This window comes from Halalkalicoccus subterraneus (assembly GCF_003697815.1).
In the GTDB taxonomy this organism is placed as follows: domain Archaea; phylum Halobacteriota; class Halobacteria; order Halobacteriales; family Halalkalicoccaceae; genus Halalkalicoccus; species Halalkalicoccus subterraneus.
In genome coordinates, this window is record NZ_RDQG01000085.1 from 52,370 (window position 1) to 72,721 (window position 20,352).

At 53.9% G+C, this 20,352-nt stretch carries 17 protein-coding genes and 2 pseudogenes; 13 read left to right on the plus strand and 6 right to left on the minus strand.

Annotated features, from left to right (window positions below):
* Positions 1 to 73 precede the first annotated feature (73 nt).
* The 8 genes and pseudogenes from EAO80_RS17525 (at position 74) to EAO80_RS17560 (ending at position 5,407) form a co-directional block, all read left to right on the plus strand.
* Entirely contained in the window at positions 74 to 220 is a 147-nt protein-coding gene (locus EAO80_RS17525; RefSeq protein ID WP_122091130.1) for a DUF2080 family transposase-associated protein, read from the plus strand.
* Between the two features lie 3 nt (positions 221 to 223).
* Complete coding sequence (locus EAO80_RS20905; RefSeq protein ID WP_122091131.1) at positions 224 to 307, plus strand: helix-turn-helix domain-containing protein; 84 nt, start codon at positions 224 to 226, stop codon at positions 305 to 307.
* A 45-nt stretch (positions 308 to 352) separates the two neighbouring features.
* Positions 353 to 745: pseudogene (locus EAO80_RS17535) on the plus strand (RNA-guided endonuclease InsQ/TnpB family protein); the annotation flags it as partial.
* Positions 746 to 824: 79 nt separating this feature from the next.
* A complete protein-coding gene (locus EAO80_RS17540; protein ID WP_122091132.1) occupies positions 825 to 1,070 on the plus strand; it encodes an acetyl-CoA carboxylase in 246 nt (81 codons plus the stop codon).
* Positions 1,071 to 1,495: 425 nt separating this feature from the next.
* The gene (locus EAO80_RS17545) at positions 1,496 to 2,482 is read left to right on the plus strand and encodes an aminopeptidase (protein ID WP_162994067.1); all 987 of its coding nucleotides are present in this window, start codon (positions 1,496 to 1,498) and stop codon (positions 2,480 to 2,482) included.
* Positions 2,483 to 2,678: 196 nt separating this feature from the next.
* The gene (locus tag EAO80_RS17550; RefSeq protein WP_122091134.1) at positions 2,679 to 3,566 is read left to right on the plus strand and encodes a DUF3100 domain-containing protein; all 888 of its coding nucleotides are present in this window, start codon (positions 2,679 to 2,681) and stop codon (positions 3,564 to 3,566) included.
* Between the two features lies 1 nt (position 3,567).
* Complete coding sequence (locus EAO80_RS17555) at positions 3,568 to 4,026, plus strand: hypothetical protein (protein WP_122091135.1); 459 nt, start codon at positions 3,568 to 3,570, stop codon at positions 4,024 to 4,026.
* A gap of 124 nt (positions 4,027 to 4,150) precedes the next feature.
* On the plus strand, positions 4,151 to 5,407 hold the full coding sequence (locus EAO80_RS17560) for a serine hydroxymethyltransferase (RefSeq protein WP_122091136.1): 1,257 nt from the start codon (positions 4,151 to 4,153) through the stop codon (positions 5,405 to 5,407).
* Positions 5,408 to 5,639: 232 nt separating this feature from the next.
* Here the strand turns inward: EAO80_RS17560 and EAO80_RS17565 are convergent, their stop codons facing one another.
* Positions 5,640 to 6,539, minus strand: coding sequence for a polysaccharide deacetylase family protein (locus EAO80_RS17565; RefSeq protein ID WP_122091137.1), 900 nt, complete (start codon positions 6,537 to 6,539; stop codon positions 5,640 to 5,642).
* Positions 6,540 to 6,759: 220 nt separating this feature from the next.
* Between EAO80_RS17565 and EAO80_RS17570 the strand changes: the two genes are divergently transcribed.
* The 5 genes and pseudogenes from EAO80_RS17570 to EAO80_RS17600 all read left to right on the plus strand — a co-directional run bounded on the left by EAO80_RS17570 (position 6,760) and on the right by EAO80_RS17600 (position 12,941).
* Complete coding sequence (locus EAO80_RS17570) at positions 6,760 to 7,818, plus strand: asparaginase (RefSeq protein WP_245998699.1); 1,059 nt, start codon at positions 6,760 to 6,762, stop codon at positions 7,816 to 7,818.
* 331 nt (positions 7,819 to 8,149) lie between these two features.
* Positions 8,150 to 8,898: pseudogene (locus tag EAO80_RS17580) on the plus strand (helix-turn-helix domain-containing protein).
* A gap of 66 nt (positions 8,899 to 8,964) precedes the next feature.
* Positions 8,965 to 11,316: a heavy metal translocating P-type ATPase gene (locus tag EAO80_RS17585; RefSeq protein ID WP_122091139.1), complete on the plus strand. Its 2,352-nt coding sequence runs from the start codon at positions 8,965 to 8,967 to the stop codon at positions 11,314 to 11,316.
* Positions 11,317 to 11,823: 507 nt separating this feature from the next.
* Positions 11,824 to 12,408 (plus strand): DUF7437 domain-containing protein, encoded by a 585-nt coding sequence (locus EAO80_RS17595; protein ID WP_122091140.1) that lies wholly within the window; start codon positions 11,824 to 11,826, stop codon positions 12,406 to 12,408.
* Between the two features lie 14 nt (positions 12,409 to 12,422).
* A complete protein-coding gene (locus EAO80_RS17600) occupies positions 12,423 to 12,941 on the plus strand; it encodes a hypothetical protein (protein WP_122091141.1) in 519 nt (172 codons plus the stop codon).
* 248 nt (positions 12,942 to 13,189) lie between these two features.
* On the opposite strand, the gene EAO80_RS17605 is transcribed toward EAO80_RS17600, so the two are convergent.
* From EAO80_RS17605 to EAO80_RS17620, 5 genes are all read right to left on the minus strand, one after another.
* A complete protein-coding gene (locus EAO80_RS17605; protein ID WP_122091318.1) occupies positions 13,190 to 14,071 on the minus strand; it encodes a DMT family transporter in 882 nt (293 codons plus the stop codon).
* Between the two features lie 320 nt (positions 14,072 to 14,391).
* Complete coding sequence (locus EAO80_RS17610; protein WP_122091142.1) at positions 14,392 to 15,198, minus strand: helix-turn-helix domain-containing protein; 807 nt, start codon at positions 15,196 to 15,198, stop codon at positions 14,392 to 14,394.
* Between the two features lie 808 nt (positions 15,199 to 16,006).
* Complete coding sequence (locus EAO80_RS19925; protein ID WP_162994068.1) at positions 16,007 to 16,540, minus strand: hypothetical protein; 534 nt, start codon at positions 16,538 to 16,540, stop codon at positions 16,007 to 16,009.
* Positions 16,541 to 17,247: 707 nt separating this feature from the next.
* Positions 17,248 to 18,471: a hypothetical protein gene (locus EAO80_RS17615; RefSeq protein WP_122091143.1), complete on the minus strand. Its 1,224-nt coding sequence runs from the start codon at positions 18,469 to 18,471 to the stop codon at positions 17,248 to 17,250.
* Between the two features lie 4 nt (positions 18,472 to 18,475).
* On the minus strand, positions 18,476 to 19,015 hold the full coding sequence (locus EAO80_RS17620) for a hypothetical protein (RefSeq protein ID WP_245998701.1): 540 nt from the start codon (positions 19,013 to 19,015) through the stop codon (positions 18,476 to 18,478).
* Positions 19,016 to 20,352: the final 1,337 nt, after the last annotated feature.

Sequence of the window (20,352 nt, forward strand, 5' to 3'; positions counted from 1 at the left end):
CAATGCGATACTGCCGACCCGCAGGCCCACGCCATCGGTAGCTTTATGCGTATCTACTTCGTAGATACACTCAATGGATCGGTACGAGGTCGAAGGACACGAAGTCCTCGAAACAGAAGCCAAACGATCCGGCAACGGCGCGCACGTCTACGTCCCGAAAGCGTGGGCCGGCGCGACCGTCAAGGTCGTCCGCGTCACCGATCCATCCGCCGACGAGTAGACCATGCGCTACAACTACCGGTACAGGCTCAAACCGACCGACGAACTCCACGAACGATTAGCGTGGACCGTCGATACCTGCCGGTAGGTCTACAATCACTTCCTTCACCGACTTAACCGAGTAGACGGCACACTCCCGTCGAACTCCCGCAACCGCGCCGGAGCGGCGTGGGGGACGTTCCTCCGAATGTTGGAGTACAAGTGCGAACGCGAAGGTACGCACTTCGCCGCCGTCGATCCACGAGGAACGACGAAAGAGTGTTCGGAGTGTGGCGTTTCGACCGACAAACCGCTGTGGGTCCGGGAACACTCGTGTCCGTCATGCGGGTTCGAGGCGGACCGCGACCTCAACGCCGCCTACAACATCCTTTCACGCGGTCTCAATCAAGTAGGGGTGGTTCACCCCGATTCAATGCCTGCGGAGACTGCACTCCCTACGGGAACCGATTCGGTTCCTGCAAAGCGCGTCTTAGAAACAGGAAGCCCCGTCCTCAGCGAGGCCGTCAGGCCGAGCAGGGCGGGGTAGTTCACCGCTGATGGTCGACGAATAGGCCTTCTCAAAGATTATGTAGACAGGGGGAAGATAGAAGGGTGAGATTTCAGAGATGGTAACAGAACAAATTCAATCGCCGATGCCTGGCGTGTTCTACAGGCGCCCCGATCCAGAAGAAGACGACTTTGTGAAAGAAGGTGATAACGTCTCTGAAGGAGATGTTGTCGGGTTAGTTGGAGTAATGAAGAATTTCCACGATATTACCGCTCCGGCAGATGGGACGATCGCTGAGATTCTTGCAGAAAACGAGCAAGAAGTCGATGCTGGAGACGATCTCTTCGTTCTCGAGGCCGAGTAACTCTCGCAAATTCGTTTTACAGTCTTCTTAGATAGTTACCTGTGGACAGTCCTTCGTATATAGCTATAATCTCAGTACGTAGAATAGCGGACAAGTTCTGATGGTAGAGGGAGTAGCAACGATTTTGCTGGTTCTATCTTCGGATGTATGTCCCACTACGCTATGCGCAGTCATCGCCTTGTGCAACACTCGCCTCCCACGACTGGATCTGTTGTACAAGGCTCTCTACCGCAGTTTCCATTGGTCCCTTCTAATTGTCGTCCCTCAGAGATGCAGTGATTAGTCTTTCAGTCGTAGGTCTCGCTCAGTAATCCCGAGGTCTAAGCACAGACTGAGCTGGTTCACTTAGATTGAAATATATCTATCTGAGAAACGGTATCGATAGAGACAACCTGATAGAGACACTCTACCAGAGCAATTGTCCAATGAAAGAACTTGAATACAGTGAGGCTTGTCGAGATATCATTGAACAGGTTGGCGATGTGACTGCTGAAGAGGAAGTCGTCGTTCTTACCGATCCTCTTATGGTCGAGATCGCTCGTCCACTCGCTGCCACATCTCGAGGTATCGGAGCAACGACGACGGTACTCATTAAACCTCGACTCGACGCACACAATGTCGAACTGCCTTCTGCCGTTGCTGGCGCTATATACAACGCAGATATCGTGTTCGATGTCGGAACGCACGATATTGCACACACAGAGGCCCGCCGAGCAGCATCCGACGCTGGGACTCGATTTGTCCTGATGCGTGCAATTACAGAGGACGTGCTAATGGATCAGATGGACACTGATTACGAGGAGCTCCAGAAGGTGACCCGAGCGGTAGCAGCGATACAGACGGCCGCCGATTCGGCGCGGGTTACAAGCGAACGGGGGACTGATCTGACGGTCAACCTCACTGGTCGATCTGGATTTCCAATCGATGATGGATTCGATGAGGGACTTGTGGTTTTGCCGGCCGGTAAGTCCGCGATTACGCCCGTCGAAGGGAGCGCTGAGGGAACGGTGGTAGTAGATTATTCGATCGATAGCATCGGCCGTCTCACTGACCCAGTCGAACTGACGATTGCAGATGGACGAGTAAAGACTATTTCAGGAGGGTCACAGGCGGAGAAGCTCCGCGAAGTCGTTGCCCACAACGGCGATTGCGCGCGAAATATCGCGGAGGCACCGTCAATTGGAACGAATCCGGATGTGAGTCTGACCGGTAACCAATCTACTGATAAGAAAAAGATGGGGACGATGCATATTGCGATTGGAGATAATGTAACCCTCGGCGGATCGGTTGTGTGTGATATTCATCTCGATATGACTCTGTTGAATGCGACCGTCACGTTCGATGGTGTCACCGTTCTTGATACTGGACGGTTTCAACGGCAGGCTGTGCTGGATCATGCTGCCACGTTATGATGTCTGCTCGCTGCCTCGCTCGCCGTTTAACGGGTCCGACCACTGGAACTCGCGAGGAATTCTTGGTTGAGGCGGGTGTATTCTTAAACGGCTAGTGACGGTTCTCACCAACGATCCTTGATCAATAGCCACCCCTCTGCCCTATGGGAAATCTTAAGTAGAGTACCAGATGACAGCACCGTGTGTATAAATCACAATGCCAGAAAATAGTTCTATAGACGACTCTTCAGAGGAAACGGGTGAGAACGGACGGTGGGATCCATTACGAACCGCTGGCCGGTGGTCATTTCATCTCAAAGCACATCTACTGGTGCTTGTGATTGTTGTCATTGCCGAAGCCATCGGAACCCTTGAGTATTCCGTTGGCCCTGGAGCAGTCGTTATCATTCCCATGCTCTATGCAGTGGTGTTTGGGATGCTCCTCAGCTATCGAGCGCTCGGCGCATATATCACCCAACTCCAACAGGTAGCCCCAAAAGAGGTCAGCGTGATCAGTTCGCCAATGATTATCGTTTGTCTGATGCCACTTGGCGTGAAGTACGGCACCTTGGTTGCACCATCCTTCTGGGAGATCGTTGGTGCCGGACCAGCGTTCCTCTTACAAGAACTCGGCAATCTGGGAACGATCTTCATTGCACTCCCCATTGCATTGCTGCTCGGACTCAAACGGGAGGCGATCGGTGCAGCAGTCAGTATCGCTCGTGAACCAACGCTAGGAATCATCACTGATCTCTATGGACCGGATTCCCCGGAGGGGATCGGGGTTCTAGGGACCTACTTGACTGGAACGTTACTCGGCACTCTCTTTTTCGGACTGTTAGGGGGCCTTGCTCCATTGACAGGTATCCATCCACTCGCGTTATCAATGGCGTGTGGGATCGGAAGCGCCAGTATGATGACGGCATGTTCCGCGTCTCTGGCTCAAGTTGTTACCGCGGTTCCCGAAGAACAGGTACTGTCGTTTGCTGCGACTAGTAACCTCCTCACCGGTCTCACAGGTGTGTATGTCGTCCTGTTCGTCGCAGTGCCGTTGATCAACAAGTTGTACGCCATCATGAGCCCAATCATTGGTGGTGAACAATAGCATGGAACGCACAGCATTCACCCTGAACGCACTGAAGATGCTGATTATCGTCGGGATTATCATCCTCGTTGGGAACCAAGTGGGATACGGCGTGAACATTCTTGCTGCTCTTCCTGGTATGGCGATAATCCTCGCAATTGGCCTTGTCTCTCTGATATTGGCTCAGGAAATTCCCCTGAAACTCCCCGCCTTTGCCTACGCGATATTTATCGCGACGCTGCTTGCTCTTCCATTTTCGCCAACACAGGACATCTTCCTCCAATTCACGGATCGAATCAACTTCTTGGCAACTGCGACCCCAATCTTGGCCTACGCGGGGCTTTCGATCAGTCTCCAGATGGATCGCTTGAAGCAGGTTGGCTGGAAATTGGTGTTGGTTGCAGTCTTCGTGTTCTTCGGCACATTCTTTGGATCCGCGATTGTTGCGCACATCGTTCTCTCTTTGCAGGGGATTATCTAATCGCCTCCAACGTTTCGATATCGTCGTAATAGCATGTCTGACTCCGACCTTAACCGATGAGTACGCCGATCGTAACCTGGTCGTCACAATGCTTATTCTCAGTGTCCAAAAATAGCGCGACAGTATATCATACGAGCACGTGGGATCGGTTACACAAGAACTGCGCCAATCGTTGGAAGCGGAACATGCACGACAAGACCAGTCATTGATGATGATTGGGTCGGAGAACATCGCGAGTTCGGCAGTCCGTGAAGCGCAGGGAAGCATGCTAACTAATCGTAACGTGCTCGGTTATCCCGATTCCCGGTTGTATCCTGGTGCCGACAGTATGGACGCGATCGAATCGTTCGCAATTCAATGTGCGAAAGATCTGTGGGATGCAGATCACGTCAATGTCCAACCACACAGCGGATCTCTGGCAAATCTCGCTGTGTATCTCGCTGTGCTTGATCCGGGGGATTCTATCTTGGCACTTGACCCCCGAGACGGTGGGCACATCACCCACGGAGACGATCGGCATATTACCAGTGATCTGTACGAGACGTTCTATTATCACGTCGATCCCGCAACCGGCCAACTCGACTACGAAGAGATCGCTGATCGTGCCAAAGCAGTTGACCCTGATCTCATCATCTCTGGCTATTCAGCGTATCCCGGTGAAATCGACTGGGCACGTTTCCGGACAATCACTGATGCGGTTGATGCATTTCATTTGGCTGATATCGCTCATATCGCCGGAATCATCGCAGCCGGCGAGTATCCTTCACCGGTCGCTCACGCCGATTTCTGTACTGGCTCAAGGTATAAGACGATCCGCGCGGGCCGTGGAGGATTCATCCTGTGTGATCAACAGTATCCAGACGTGGTTGATACTGCACTGTTCCTCTATCTCCAAGGTGGTGCTGCACTGCCGAACATTGCAGGGAAAGCAGTGGGGTTCGCTGAAGCACTCCGTCCCGAGTTTCAGACATATATCCAGCGGACCGTCACCAGTGCGAAAGCGCTTGCAACACGGTTGAGTGAGTCCGGTATCGATGTTGTAGCCAACGGGACTAAAACGCACATCGTGGTCATCAATCTCCAGACTTCCCACCCGGACCTAACCGGGAGCGAAGCCGAACGAGCTCTAGAAGACGCCCGGATCGTTGCGAACAAAATAACGGTCCCTACCGATCCCCGGCATCCGTCAGGTGCAAGTGGAATCCGATTCGGAACGTCCTGTCTGGCGTCACGGGGGCTCGGCCCGGAGGAGATGGAGACCGTTGCTGACCTGATCGTCCGTGCCCTCAACGCCGCTACTGATCCAGAGGAACGCAACCGAATTGCACAGAATGTAGCAGCCTTGTGCCATCAGTACCCGATCTCGGATACGGAAGCGTGAGCGAGACACGATTGGCACGAAGTAATATCCATAGCCTCAGCAAAATTGAGATCGGCGGAACTAGACCCTTCAATGGTAACGTGACTAGTGATGACGACAGCAGTGAGACGTACACGGCTCAACAGCGAACAGAACAGTAGGTTTCGGGTTCACTCTCTAGTACTCCCTCTGAACAACTGTCTCTGGTCCCAGTGAGCCAGGAGTAGAGGATCTATAGAACCGATTTCACCGATTAGATGTACTGGCTCTCGGATTCATAGACTGACGGGTCATCTTTGTACTTGTGTGCGATCTCCTCGAGCGTTCTGAACTCTGCGTTCTCATGCCCTTTGACGTACGTGATGAAGTCCTCCAAGTGTGGAATCATGTGCGGTAGTCCATGCAGATCCGGATGGATCGTGAACGTATAAACGCCGGCGCCCCGCCGATTGTACAGATAATCGAACTGCTTCTTGTAGTACTGTTCGTACATCATCTCCGGGTTTTTATAGCCGGCATGATAGGTCGGCTGCTTGATGAACAACATCGCAGGAATATCGTCACGGTACCAGCTGATTGGGATTTCGACGATATCCGTCTCTTCCCCGTACTGATAGGGTTCGGTCCATGTCTCGGGATCTTGATCGTATTTGATCTTCTCCCAGCTATCGCCTTTGCGCATCCAGCCCGGTTCAAACTCACGTTCCATCAGGCTGCTATCATAGAGGAAATCATGCTTTTCGACGAGCTCCGGCGTATTCTCGCTAAATTCCCACCAGCTCGCTCGATGGCCAACCGGTTCTTGTCCAGTTACGTCCTCGATCAGATCTTTCGAGAGCTGTAGAATTTCGTCTTCCTGCTCTCGAGAAAGATCAGTAGGATTCTCGTGAGAATAGCCATGGACACCGATCTCATGGCCGGCGTCCGCGACGGCCTGCACCTCTTCGCGGAACGTCTCGATTGTATGTCCTGGGATATACCACGAGGTATCGATATCCTCATCCTCGAATAGTTGTACCATTCGAGGAATGCCTTCGTTTCCAGCGGACAGGCCTCGCGACAGATCTGCTGGCGAGTCTTCGCCACCGTATGACCCTAGCCAGCCAGCGACACAGTCCGCATCGACACCAATGGCTACGTCAATATCACCCATGATCCAAGAGGAACTACTTTCTCCAGGGGAATAGGTCTATGTCTACCAGAATTCTTTGAGCCAAGCGTACTATTAGAATCTCCGAGATTGGCATCAATGATCTGGAGGTTGCTCCTACCAAGTCCTCCCTTTTTACAGGTATCCGGATCATTATTGTGCGTACTGTTCCCATGATTCATGGATGGCTTCATATGACTTCAAACGACGATCATTCATACAGATGATGGGGATCACCGGTAGCGCAGGACTGGCAAGCAGTACTGCTGCTGGAACCGAGGACGAGGCGGAAGACGATGAATCAGCGGAACACGATGGGACTGTCGTGCAAGTACTGAGTATGGGTGGGACGATTGCAAGCACCCTAGGAGAGGGTGGGGCATCCCCCTCTCAAAGTGGTGAAGCATTGATTGAATCGGTCCCTGAACTAAACGACTATGCTGACGAGATCCTCGTCGATCAAGTCACACAACTCGGTAGCTTCAATCTTGATCAAGATGATGTCGCCGATCTCGGCGAGGCCGCTCGCGACGTCGAGGACGTTGTCGACGGTATCGTCGTGACCCACGGCACCGATACGATGGAAGAATCAGCATACCATCTGGATTTGGCGCTAGATCTCGACGTCCCGGTTGTTTTCACTGGTGCCCAGCGTCGGCCGGACGAAGTGAGTACGGATGGGCCTGCGAATCTCGTAACCTCATTCCGGGCTGCGACACATGATGAGATCCGTAGCGGCGTCTACATCGCCTTCAACGAGGAACTGCATGCAGCCCGTGATGTAACGAAGGCGCACTCGAGCAAGCTGGAAACGTTCGAATCGCCGGATAAAGGCCCGGTTGCAGTGTTTACACGCGATGAGGCACGATTGTACCGTGAACCGAGAAGTTACTCCATATCGCTTCCCGAACTCCGTCCCAACAAAACGGTGTCAATCGCCGCCTCCGGACAGGGGATGGATGACCGGCAGATTCGGTTTGCAATCGAACAGGGTGATAATGGACTCGTTCTCGATGGATTCGGCCTCGGAAACACCAGCGAAACCTTGAGCGATGCTGTCCGGGATGCAGTCGATACTGGAATGTCCGTTGTTGTGACGTCGCGGACGCATGCAGGCACACTCAATGCGGTCTACGGAAATGGCGGTGGGCAAACACTGCAGGATCACGGTGCGCTCAGTGGCGAGGATTTACCGGCTCACAAAGCACGAATCAAGCTCCTATTAGCACTTGAAGCAACGAACAGCATGACTGAACTTCGTGAATACTTCGGCTCCTGGTGAGGAATCTTCAAGATTGAGCTGATGCTGGTAGTTACCCGGATTAGAGCGAGATACGAACGTTGCCTTACTCGTCGCTGCCGAAACGTCGACCTCCTCTGCGATCATGGGTGCGGTCGTGTTCCGTGCGTCCACCCGAGGGTAGTAGAGGATACGCCTGTCACTGTCGTCAAGCCGTCCCTGCATAATGACTCTTTGATTAGTCTGTACAATCAGTCCTTTCGTGTTCGTTAAGAGGGATGGCTGAAATCCATGACCCGGAGGATCCCATCTAAGCTCTCCGCGAACGGCCTCACGTCTGTAGTTATATATCCGCGATCCCTACGCTGGCTACATGCGTGAACTAGCCTTCGCTCTCGAATATGAGCCTGGGTGCAACAGGGTGGCCGATACGCTCGCCGACCACCCTGGCGCCCGTATCCGCTCGTTGTCGCTGCACGTCACCAGCGAGAGCCTCTGGCGGGTTGACCACGCTACGGGCACTCCGGTCGCTCTCGACGACATTGAGGATGCATTCCTCACCAGCGACTACTACGCAGACTGTCTGGCCACCGAGGACTGCGGTGCTACGCAAACCACGGAGGTTCTCGACCGCACGACGACACACTTGTCCTCTACTCTCACTGGGAGCGCACGCCCGACTGCGCGTCCGTTCCACACATTGCCCGCAACCACCTCGGCGATGGCGTACTGTTCGAAACTCGTCACGAGGGCCGACACTACACATGGCGGCTCATCCACTCAGGCAAGGGTGATGTGGCCACGTTCTTTGACGACCTCACGGCAGCCGTCGGTGACTGTGCCAGGATGGAGATACTTCGGACAGCGGACACCAACGCATCAGCGAGCAGCGCGATCGATGAGGTGAGCAACCTTTCGCCCGAGCAGGAGGCTGCACTTCGGTCCGCTGTCGAACACGGCTACTACGAGTCCCCCCGCAAGGTTGACGTTAGTGAACTAGCCGAGCATCTCGACGTGCCACGCTCGACACTTACCTACCGACTCAGGCGGGCTGAGGAACACTTAGCCAAGGAGCACGTTGCACACAGTCAAGTCACACAGGAACAGTCGACGTCACTCTGACACGCTCACACTACCTTGGAATGTTCCAATGAAGGCTTATCGAACTGAGTCGCCTACTCCGAAGTAATGATAGACGATTCGAACGCGACGAGACAGCCAAGTGGAGGCGGCCAGCGACGAGAGCTGACCGCCCGTCTCGCTGTTCCCGAGATGGACTGCCCATCCTGCGCACAGAAAGTCGATAAAAGCCTCCAGCGCGTCGATGGTATCGTCGATACTACGCTCCAGCCGACCACCGGCACAGCCACCGTCACATATGACCCTGATCGTACAAGCGAAAAGGACGTAGTCGAGGCAATCGAGGCTGCTGGCTACGAGGTCGTCGGAGGGACGAATTCTAATTCCGAGACGGACGAGACGAACGACGGCGTCGATATTGCCCCACCGTCGGAGGTTTGGACGAGTCCACGAGCGAAAAAGACGTGGCTTGGCGCGGTGTTCGTCACCCTTGGCCTTATCTTCGAGTTTCTCCTTCCGGGCCAGAATATCGCCGTGGCGAGCATCCTTGAGTACCCGCTCCACAGTGCGGACGTGCTGTTTCTGAGCGCGGTCGCCATCAGCGACCTTCCTGTTATCCGTAGCGGTTACTACTCGGCGAAGACCCGGAGTCTCGATATCGACCTGCTGATGGGGACGGCGATCATCGCCGCGACTGGCATCGGCTACTTCGTTGAGGCTGCCACACTGGCCGTCCTGTTTAGCATCGCTGAGCTACTTGAAGACTACGCGATGGATCGGGCGCGTGACTCCCTGCGTGAACTGATGGAACTGTCGCCCGACGAAGCGACCGTCCAGCGGGACGGTGAGGAGGTAACTGTCCCTACCGAGGACGTAGCTGTTGGCGAGATCGTAATCGTCCGACCTGGTGATAAGATCCCGCTCGACGGCACGGTCGTTGAGGGTGAGAGTGCAGTCGATGAGTCACCAATCACCGGCGAGAGTGTTCCTGTCGACAAAATCACCGGCGATGAGGTATATGCCGGCGCGATCAACGAGGAGGGCTATCTTGAGGCGGAGGTCACGTCGACAGCGGGCGATTCCACCCTCTCGCGCATTATCGAGATGGTGCAGGGCGCGCAGGCAAAGAAGACCGAAACCGAGCAGTTCGTTGATCGCTTTTCGGGCTACTATACGCCCGTCGTTGTCGCACTGGCGATCCTGACTGCCGCCATCCCACCGCTGGTCATCGCTGACCCCATCTCAGTGGATGTAGCGGGCTACGGGCTCAGCTTCGCTGGTGACTGGCAGACGTGGTTCATCCGCGGACTCACCCTGCTGGTAATCGCCTGCCCGTGCGCGTTCGTCATCTCGACACCGGTTTCGGTCGTCTCGGGCATCACGAGCGCCGCGAAGAACGCTGTTCTTGTCAAGGGTGGCAACTATCTCGAGGCGATGGGCGAAGTCGATGTCGTCGCAATGGATAAGACGGGAACGCTCACGAAGGGCGAACTCGCGGTCACGGATGTCGTTCCAATTGGCGACACGGACGAAGCGACGCTACTGGGCTACGCTGCCGGTCTAGAACGACGTAGCGAGCATCCAATCGCCAAGGCAATTCTCGACCGTGCTGGCAAGGCGGGTGTGGATGACCTGCCCAGCCTGACCGGTTTCGAGAGCCTAACGGGGAGAGGCATCCGTGGAGAGATCGACGGCAAGACATACTACGCGGGTAAGCCTGCATTGTTCGACGAGCTGGGATTCAACCTTTCACGAACCCGTGAGACCGACGGCGGCGTTCCGACCGCGGCCACAATCGAGACTGACGACGAAGAGACGGTTACCGGGGATACCCTCGCCACGCTGGAGCAAGAAGGCAAGACGGTCGTCCTCGTGGGTACCGAGTTGGAGCTGTTGGGTGCTATCGCTATTGCGGACGAGGTGCGTCCTGCGTCGAAGCGGGCAGTTGCACGTCTGCAGGAGTTGGGTGTCGAACGCGTCGTAATGCTAACCGGTGACAACGAAGGAACGGCACGAGCAATCGCCGAGCAGGTCGGTGTCGACGAGTACCGTGCTGAACTGCTGCCGGATGAGAAGGTCGCTGCCATCGAAGAACTACAGTCCGAATACGGCGAGGTGGCAATGGTCGGAGATGGCATCAACGACGCGCCGGCGTTGGCAACTGCCGAGATCGGTATCGCGATGGGTGCGGCGGGTACCGACACCGCATTGGAGACTGCTGACATCGCGTTGATGGGCGACGATGTTGGGAAGCTTCCGTACCTGTATGAACTATCTCATACGGCAAACGGTGTCATCCGGCAGAATATCTGGGCGAGTCTCGGCGTGAAGTTCCTTCTTGCGTTAGGTGTCCCGCTGGGATTAGTAAGTGTCGCGCTCGCCGTTGTGGTAGGTGATATGGGAATGAGTTTTGGGGTGACGGGCAACGCAATGCGGCTCTCTCGAATCACGCCTGAGTAATTGGTAGGAACGAAGCCGCACACGCAGACTGTGGCCCGCGTCATGGACTTCCTCGCAAAGATGGGAAAAGACGACGTTGAGCAGACGAAACGGCGCGGGAAGAAATTCGTTGTTATCAATGAGGAGGCGGCTGACCGATCTCACGATCGTTGTAATAGGGATCTTGAGCAAGTCCCCACAGAGAGCGTAATGTCCTAACAAAATGATGACACTAACGAGCAGAGTTCGAACCAACCACCCCACGCACGCCTCCGCTCCTAGTCACAACTCCGAACAGCCTTCCCTTGGTATAGTAGTAGTGGAGGGTGTAGAAACGGTTTCGTCGGTTCTGGCTTCACGAGCATATCACACCACGGTATGATCCGTCAGACACTGCCTTGTGCAACAGTCCTCTTCCTGTAGTATCTCTCGTTGCACAAGGGCTTAGTACGGTCTGCTTCCGCCACGGAGACTACATCGTACTCCCTGCAACAAGAGTTATTACTCAATACACGAATCATGAATTGTATGTCACAGGCTATTGGCGCCTTGGAACGAGCAATCAATGGGCTTCTTTCAGTGGCTCACGTTCTCGAAGAGCCACGCCTCGCTCGCCTCTATACGTATATCCTTCGTGAGGGCGAGGTAACGGTCGATACAATCACTGCTGACTTGGAGACACCACGCACGACAGCCTACGCTGATACGGGCACCCTAGTTGAATTAGGACTGCTCACGCGTGATGAATCCGAGAAAACCCACACCTACACGGCAACGCCGATTAAACTGACTACGGATCTTGACGGCGATACGTATACGATTACCCCCACGCTTATCGAAGCCGTTGGTCGCACATCGAACGATCAGGATCTCGCCTTTATCGTTGAGAGATACGGCCTCGGCAAACTCGCTGCTGCAGTGACGTATGCCGTTCCATACGTAGACGGCGAGATGACCGAACGGGTTGCTGCTCGTGAACTCGATCTCCAACCGGCGGTTGGAATTGCCGTCTTACACGCACTCCGGGAGGTCATCCAAGAGATGCACACACACGACCCGTACTTCGACGAGATTCGAAATGCCCGAACTGAAGCAGCTGATCGCGATTCATAGACGAGCCCGCCTCTATGACTATTCCTCCTAATAGCAAAGCCTGGGTTGCTGATTCAGGACTGTTCATTGCATGTGGCCGTCAAGAGAATACCAAATACATAGCCCTCGAACGGTTTGCAACGCACAATCAGATTACGTTCATCATTCCACAGCAGGTCTACGAAGAGCTCACCGGTGCACCAGCACAGAGTACACCGGGACAGATACCAATTGATAGTGCAATCGCTAGTGGCTGGGTGACAGTTGCTGAGGATCTTGACTATACAAACAGTACTGTATCAACAGTGCTGGATAGGACACGAAGCTATATTGCAAATTCGTCCAACCGACCTGAAGACCAGATTGAGCGGGCAGACACCACACTTGCAGGCGTCGCAGTCCAACTCCTTCTGCAGGGGTCTGCATCATCTGTGTGTCTCATTACCACAGATATTGATGCTGGTCAGGGGACCGTTACGGCGATCGAAGCAGCAGGGTTCACCGATCAGATTACGTTGAAAGATGGATTTGAACTGATTGAATCGATCACATGAGTATATTGCCTTAGCGGTCAACCTATGTTTGACATCAATATTCTTGCTGGCTGGTAGCTCGTCAGAACTCCTTATAATGGCTCTACGTTTGTGAGTATATTATTCCACAGTGTGATTAGGTAGCAATATCTTGTGCAATAGATGTCTTTCTGGGGAGGGCTGTTGCACAAGGCGCTGTGCATCGACTTTTGACGAACAATAGTGCAGACCATCAGTGGGAGAGACTGTCGAGAGACGCGAGCGGCTGGTCACTTACGGCTGCCGACGCCTACGAAGTTCCGCCATAATCGGAACAGGAGCCGGTATTCAATGAGAGCAAACCCCGAGACTATCACAAGAAATCCGACAAAGACACCGGCAGTAACCTGACTTCCGAACAGTAGCCAGCCCAATAGAGCAGCGACGATCGGTTGGACATAAAATGTTAGACTCGCTCGTGAAGGGCCGATCCGGTCGACAAGCTCGAAATGCACCGTATAGAGGATTGCCGTCGCGAGGACTCCCAATACGAATAATGCATAAACCGTCTGGATCGTCCAATCAACAGCGGTCAGCGACGCACCAAATCGGAGAGCCACCGCGTGGTTGAACAGGCCGGCCAACAGTGCTCCCCAGGCGGTCAGCGTGATTCGGGGCATCGATGGATCGAGGCGCTGAGTCAGCACGCTGCCCAGCGCGAAGATTACAACACTTGCGAGCATAATACCGACTCCCACTACTTGCGCCGTCAGGAGGGTCGCTGGGGTCGGATTGGCAACAATGAGTGCCCCAATGAATCCGAGACCGATCCCGACAGCGTCGGATCGATCGAGGCCCGCCGCTGGGAGGATCAGCACAGCGAAGACCGTCATCAGCATCGGCATGAGACTATAGGCGATCGCCCCCACTGCACTACTGACGTACTGTTGGCCGGTCAACAGTAGCGTGTTCGTCATCCCCAGCGTAAAGATGCCAGTCAGGGCCACTCCAATGAGATCGCGGCGAGTTTGAGGAAGCCAATACTCGTACTGGAAGGCAACAACCGGAACTAACAGCAAGCCGGCGACATCGAGGCGGAGGGCAGCGAGGACGAGTGGCGGAGCATATGGCAGGCCCATCTTTGAGCCAACAAACACGAGTGCTCCAACCACGCAGTACACTCCAAATAGGCCAGCATTCTGTTGATGTGATCGGAGAGCTAAGCGCACCTATGTTCCTCTGACAAGGCAGAATTGGCTACTGGACTCTCGGTCAACTTTGACTGTCCAGCGGTCTACACGGTGGCCCCAGTTTGGTGAATCCTGGTATGGAGAGATTCGCCACAGATTCGATCGCGGTACCATGTATAATATATGAACACGATATTCCATAACACTGAGTTCGTATTATTGTAAACAGGGATCGAGACCGAGTTGAGTGGCGCTGAGCCATCAGCGCAAGGTCATCGAGCAAACTGATGCACTCAGTACAATCAGTCCTCATCTGGTGGCGCGACCGGCATGGAGATGCTCTCGGATCGCTCACACTCGTCAGCAGTGGTAGCGCCGAGGCGGGCTCCAATCTCGTCGAGGGAAATCGTGGCCGCCCACGCCTCGGCTCGACGCAACCGATAGCGAAGCGTCGTTACGGGAAGATCAAGATCGGTAGCGAGGTCTCCCAGCGTTGCATTGCGCGGGTGGTCGTAGTATCCCATTCGTACTGCCGCTTCAAGCGCTTGACGCTGCTTGTAGGGCAGATCAGTGTCATACTGTGGCTGGTGGATTCCCGCCCAACGTTCAGGCGTACCGACCCGGCGAACGGCGAGCGTGACACCATCCGGGAGGTCCTCCTGCAGCGTTCGGTGAAATGCGTCGACGTCTCGATCGGTTGGGATGAGTACACGCCATTCGTAGTACGGGCCGCGCTGGGTCGCGTCGAACACGAGCCCATCCCCAAAGGTCTCGTACGCGAGATAGCCGAGCGACGAACAGTAGCTCATGTCCGTCACGTGCCGGTAGATCGTTCGTGCGGTCGGTTCCCGCTCGATGACCTGGTATGAGAACGTTGTGTCGCAGTCAGGTGTGGGGTACGTACAGTCGTTGCAGTGCTCGTCGAAATAGACGGATTCGAGCGTGTCGAGATCCTGCTCGGGGCCAGTGACGCGTTCGATCCGCCAACCGCCATCGGAAGCGATCGACATGTTGAGAGTTGTCGCTACAATCTCCGGATGGTCGATAAAGAAGTCCCGTATTGGATGGACACCACGATCGTATTCGAGGAGGAAGACGTATTCGCGCATATTGGAAGCATTGACGACCTATTTACTTAGCCTATAGCTCCACCTAAGAGGCCTTAAAACGAACGACGATCCATCTAATTCACGTCGTCAAGATACTCGATAGCGACGACGCTGGACGCCTCAAAACAACGTCACCGGGACAGAGTAGAGGAGTGTCGATTCCCTTTGGTCGAACCGCGACGCCGAACGGGTTCGGATCACTGATGCCCCCGACACCGACCCGGTCGTGGTTAGTCATGTCAATACCGCCGGAAGGGAGGGACCATGAGGCGACTACCAGGCGCGACGCGACGCAAAAGACGTCGTCATTGTAAATCGGAAGGTACACTACTACCTCACAGGTGTCTTACTGATTAACGTATCTGAATACTAGGATTTCAACAGAGCCGAAGAACTATCTTCCTAATTCCTGGAAGAGTATCTGGGTGGATGAGTGAGCCGCCCGAAGAAGAGCACGACGACTACATGATCCCCGTCACCGACAGCGTGTTTTAAGCGACTGTCGCCTCTTTTGCCTAGCTCGGTTTGGATGGTTTGGGCATCTATACTAACACCGTTGGTATTACCGTTGCTTTGACTAGTGTTACAGATGTTTCGGATGTTTCGGATGTTCCGGTTTTGTGAAGCAGGCACTTCATATGGCTCCGCAGGCTGATGAGCGATACATCCCTCGGATCTCCTATGCCTTGTTGACAAAATATGAAATTCTGTATAGTAACTCCTTTCTTCTACTGGAGTTGTGACTGGCCATTTGTATAGAACTTCTCAAGTGATAGGAACGTGGAGTTCTCTAGGCCGGAACTGTTTCCTATTCCTCTTGATCATATCGTCCGAAAATGACGTCTGCGCCGTATCTAGAATATCCATCAATAAATTGAGTACTAATCCGTTCAGCACGCCACTGAAGATCACCAGGATATGCACTCTCTATCTCGTTCCAAACACTTTGTCGCATTTGGAGCGTGAGTTGGAATCTGACGCTTGCCCGTCCCTTTTCTTCTCCTTCTGGCTTGGCACGCCTGACGTTAAGGAGAATATTCTCGATTGTTAGGTGTTTTCGCCCTTCCTTTCCTTCGGGGACAGGATCGATTCGATCGCACACCGAAATGGTAAGTGGGTACCCTTTAACGTCCGACTCAAACGATTCGCCCCATTCGTATTGTCCCCAGTCGTGCGAATGAAACTCGTGTGGTTCGACGTTCCAAAACCCTGGTCGCCTTCCTACATAGTCGGCATCACACGCGTTGAAGTCAGGATGTTTTTGGAGTACATTGAGGATTGCCTTCTCTGGTGTTCTGTCGTAGCTGATGTCAATTGAAGCACTCGATTCTAACGCGGCCATATTATTTCAATAATATCTGCAGCTAATTAAAGATAGGTGCACATTACCTTGTGCAACAGCGATCGCGGTGATCAGGTATTGTTGCACAAGATAGATAATCAAATGTGCATAATAGAATTGGCTCTATACAGTTATAGATTGACTAATGATATAACCTGTTTCTGAAGAACTGTGTCACAGCAGCTATCTCTATATTATGCGATAAAAAATAATATAGTGTCAAGTATACACTACTTATAGATAGAAATGGTATACAATGGACAGAATACGGACGCCTATTCGTGGAAATACGCCTGTCAGAACTGCGGCACTCCATTCAGATCAAAACCATCGGTATGTTATGAGTGTACCAGCAGGCAGATTGTCCCTGTCTCGGAGATACTGACCCGTTGGCAGTGATGGTTCGATTATATGCTTCTGACAGGGATCGTCCAACTTCCTTCACAATGGGAGTTGTCACAGAAAAAGACCCATTCGGACTCCCCAGTGCTAAGCAGTTGCACCTGATTGGTACTCGTTGATCGAGTTCCACAGTCGGTGCAGTTGTCGTATCTTGTTCCATTCATATTTATAGATACATAATATATTATTAGTAATAAATCTTATTCTAAAACACGACTCTTCACAACCGTCTGTTGGGAGAAATACACTGGAACGGAGTACTGCACACAGATACCACGGAACTGGACGAGTAACGCCTATTTTGTTTACTCTAACGTGCGGAGGGCAGCAAGTAGCCCGTGGCGACGTTCCTCACCGATTAGGGGTTTCCCAGCCATCGGATCGTCGAGATTGACGGGTGCACCGACCCCTGGTTCGTGGGGTTCGCCGAGCCCGTACTGGTTGTTCCGGAACGTCCAGTCGTGCCACTCCCCACGTGGGACGTTCACTTGACGATACGGCGCAAGACCACCGTCATTCGAAACGTTCTCGGGTGGTTCCTCTCCGTCGATCTCATGGACGAACCGGCAGTTTTCGGTCACGTACTCCTCGTCGGGATACCCACGGAACGCGATCGCCTGTGTTGGGTTGTCTTGGATCGAATGGGTAAACGCGAACGTACAGCGACGCACTTCGACGCGACCACCGGCAGTGAGGTCGTCTCCGTAGCCGTTTTCAGCCAACGTATGCATGTCGACAGCGTGGCTGTAGGTCGTCGGCCCGAATACGCTATCTTCGAGCGTGTACCCGCAGGTCGAGAACCCGAAGCCGACGATCGCGTGGCGCGTCGCGTTGAAGTAGCTCATCTCGATAGTTGGGTGGCCGTTCAACACGTCGATGACGTAGCCCGCACCCACCATCATACAATCGTGCCCGTAGATGTGATGGATGTGCGGTGAGACGGCCGTCGACGAGGTGCCAACACTGATTGCCTGCATGGGCCAGCCGTAGATCTCGCAGTTGTCGACCTCGACGTCGTCATCGAGGATCCGCATTCCGCGGGCGTAGCGTTCCTGTCGCATCGCTTCGCGCTCCTGGTAGTTATCGCCCGCATCGAGCGGGATGTAGCCCGGGTACGCGGGGTCATCGTAGTAGTCGTGATACGGTCCGCGGAGGCGCACACCGCTGATGCGCGACCCGCCCTCCATCGTGATTAATCCTCGGCCATTCGACCCGCCGTCCCAGGCTGGGGAGTCTTCGCCATGATCAGTGGTGTACAGCAGTGCTCCCGGCGAGCCATCGATACCACGATTCGAGACGATCGTCTGTCCCGAGAGCGTGAGGTCCCGACCCGAGAGGTCGATCTGGACGTGACCGGGAACTCCAATCACGTCGGCCGACGAGTCGAGCGCGTCGAAAAACGCCCCCGTGCTCTCGACAGTCACATCGGCGTCGGCGAGGCCGATATTGGCGCGGTGACCGACGCCACCGCCGATCGGACGCCCTTCGAGACACTCGAGCACGCGGTCGTTGGTGAAATATTGGGGCATTGGTTTAGAGGTGGGTGTTTTCGTTTGCGGCGATGTTCAGGTCGAAGTAGTAGTACCAGAACTGGTTGCTGGCATAGTCCGGATGAGCACCGCCAATGAGTTCAAGCCCATCGCGGCTCTGGCTTTCCCAGTCCGACCATTCGCTACGGCGCAGCGGGAAGCTCCCGTCGCGCGTCAGGAGGTACTCGCCGGGTTCGAGAGCCATATCGAGATCGATCGTGTTGATACCCTCCGCGACACCGATATTGCGTTCGTGAACGGGACTGAAGCTGCTGCCATCGTACTCGCCCACGACGGCGGTGAACGTGCCGGATTGGCCGGCGTCGACGGTCGCCTCACCGAGGTGAATCGATCGCTCGGTCTCGAAGTGGATCCCCCAGCGGGTCGCGCCGTGCTGGGTACCCTGTGGGGCCGGGCCAACCTGTCGAGCGGGGAATTCGAGGGCGTCCGCGGCGGCTTCAAGTCGACCGAGTACATCGTCGAAGGCTCGCAGGTCGACACTTTCGTTGTTAGTGGTCTCAGTGTTCGTATTCTCGACCTGCATATTCGGGGTCGAGTCTGTACTACCAGCTGTGCCAGACCTGTTCAGGAATGTCTGTCGAGCTAATGTGCTGGTTAGCTCGGTCTCGTCTGTGGGTGTTTGGTTAACCATTGTCTGCAATGATGAAAATCCACTCGCATTACATATAGTTCATCTAACTACGGGGTTAGCCGATAACTTACGTGAGGGTAAGGACAGTGTATCGTTGCTTAGCTACCGGTAATGGGAGCGAACCCAGGGGAGGGACTTACTTGGATAGCGGATTAGAGGAGGGGGTCAGGGAGGGAGGCAATCAGGGAGAGGTAATTACCTCGTCTTGGTATCTCTTTTCGGAAGTATTTATTTTCTCTGCTACTAGTTAGAATAATATATTATAATAACTAATTCAAATAAGTAAGCGGATAAAGTGATTCGAAGGAGGTAGTAAGTGTTTCGGAAACTGTAGATTCCGAAACGCTCCCACTACACGACACATGCGCCCGATAGTCTATCTCCAATTTTGGTCCCGATCTCAGCATAATTCACAGCTCTGTTGAGATCCCTTCTTTCGACATGTACCTTGGTGAAACGCTGAGTACAGTGATTGTCGCAATCAATGCACAGTTCCCTCGGTGGATAGCTCTCTCGATGCGGAGTCTCTCGAGTGTGTCTGCGCCGCAGGACGTGCAATCAGCGGACTAAATAATTCCTATTGTCTGTTTCGATCTCATAGATACATTGCCCGTAGCGTACTGAATGAGCCTGAGATGAAAGGCCGCTATCGACCGGTAGGGACATCTCGAAGGACCGATCTCGGCTGGAGGACACAGCCTTAGCCGAGAACGTACCGGAGCCATGGATACGTTCAACGAACGCCTGTCCGCTAATAGCATCGTCTTCGATCCACGCATTAAGACCAAGGATCCGACTAGCACTTGTCGGAGTAGCCTTAATCGGCGCTCTCGGTGTATTCAAGCATCTGTAGGTTCACGCACAGATACAGCTACCCAAGGAGTAAGAGCCGCAAACGAGAGTACAATCCGGAGATTTTTACGACGTAAAGCTAGGTTACAGAGAAATTTTACCGAATCGTCCAAGGCGCCAACTGCCGCCTCATCTATCAGAGGCGGCAATATGGTTCGTTCTGGGTATAGTTGTCGTCATATCTCTTACTTGACTCAATCTGATTCGCCCTAGTGTGAGCAGTGTGGAGGGGCGTTCGGGTTCACGCCCACGACCTATTTGCGAGCAAACGACAAGCGAGAGCAGTCGAGTCGTCTCACCTTGTGAAACGTCAGTCTTTGTGAGAAAGGCGATTCTTGAACAAGGCTCAGACTTCTTTCCGTCTGGATATTTTATAG

Excerpts from the sequence above, each read along its gene's own strand:
- EAO80_RS17555 (WP_122091135.1), top strand. The coding sequence starts at position 3,568 with ATGGAACGCACAGCATTCACCCTGAACGCACTGAAGATGCTGATTATC.
- EAO80_RS17550 (WP_122091134.1), top strand. The coding sequence starts at position 2,679 with ATGCCAGAAAATAGTTCTATAGACGACTCTTCAGAGGAAACGGGTGAG.
- EAO80_RS17565 (WP_122091137.1), bottom strand. The coding sequence starts at position 6,539 with ATGGGTGATATTGACGTAGCCATTGGTGTCGATGCGGACTGTGTCGCT.
- EAO80_RS17545 (WP_162994067.1), top strand. The coding sequence starts at position 1,496 with ATGAAAGAACTTGAATACAGTGAGGCTTGTCGAGATATCATTGAACAG.
- EAO80_RS17595 (WP_122091140.1), top strand. The coding sequence starts at position 11,824 with ATGTCACAGGCTATTGGCGCCTTGGAACGAGCAATCAATGGGCTTCTT.
- EAO80_RS17525 (WP_122091130.1), top strand. The coding sequence starts at position 74 with ATGGATCGGTACGAGGTCGAAGGACACGAAGTCCTCGAAACAGAAGCC.
- EAO80_RS17540 (WP_122091132.1), top strand. The coding sequence starts at position 825 with ATGGTAACAGAACAAATTCAATCGCCGATGCCTGGCGTGTTCTACAGG.
- EAO80_RS19925 (WP_162994068.1), bottom strand. The coding sequence starts at position 16,540 with ATGGCCGCGTTAGAATCGAGTGCTTCAATTGACATCAGCTACGACAGA.
- EAO80_RS20905 (WP_122091131.1), top strand. The coding sequence starts at position 224 with ATGCGCTACAACTACCGGTACAGGCTCAAACCGACCGACGAACTCCAC.
- EAO80_RS17585 (WP_122091139.1), top strand. The coding sequence starts at position 8,965 with ATGATAGACGATTCGAACGCGACGAGACAGCCAAGTGGAGGCGGCCAG.
- EAO80_RS17620 (WP_245998701.1), bottom strand. The coding sequence starts at position 19,015 with ATGCAGGTCGAGAATACGAACACTGAGACCACTAACAACGAAAGTGTC.
- EAO80_RS17610 (WP_122091142.1), bottom strand. The coding sequence starts at position 15,198 with ATGCGCGAATACGTCTTCCTCCTCGAATACGATCGTGGTGTCCATCCA.
- EAO80_RS17570 (WP_245998699.1), top strand. The coding sequence starts at position 6,760 with ATGATGGGGATCACCGGTAGCGCAGGACTGGCAAGCAGTACTGCTGCT.
- EAO80_RS17600 (WP_122091141.1), top strand. The coding sequence starts at position 12,423 with ATGACTATTCCTCCTAATAGCAAAGCCTGGGTTGCTGATTCAGGACTG.
- EAO80_RS17615 (WP_122091143.1), bottom strand. The coding sequence starts at position 18,471 with ATGCCCCAATATTTCACCAACGACCGCGTGCTCGAGTGTCTCGAAGGG.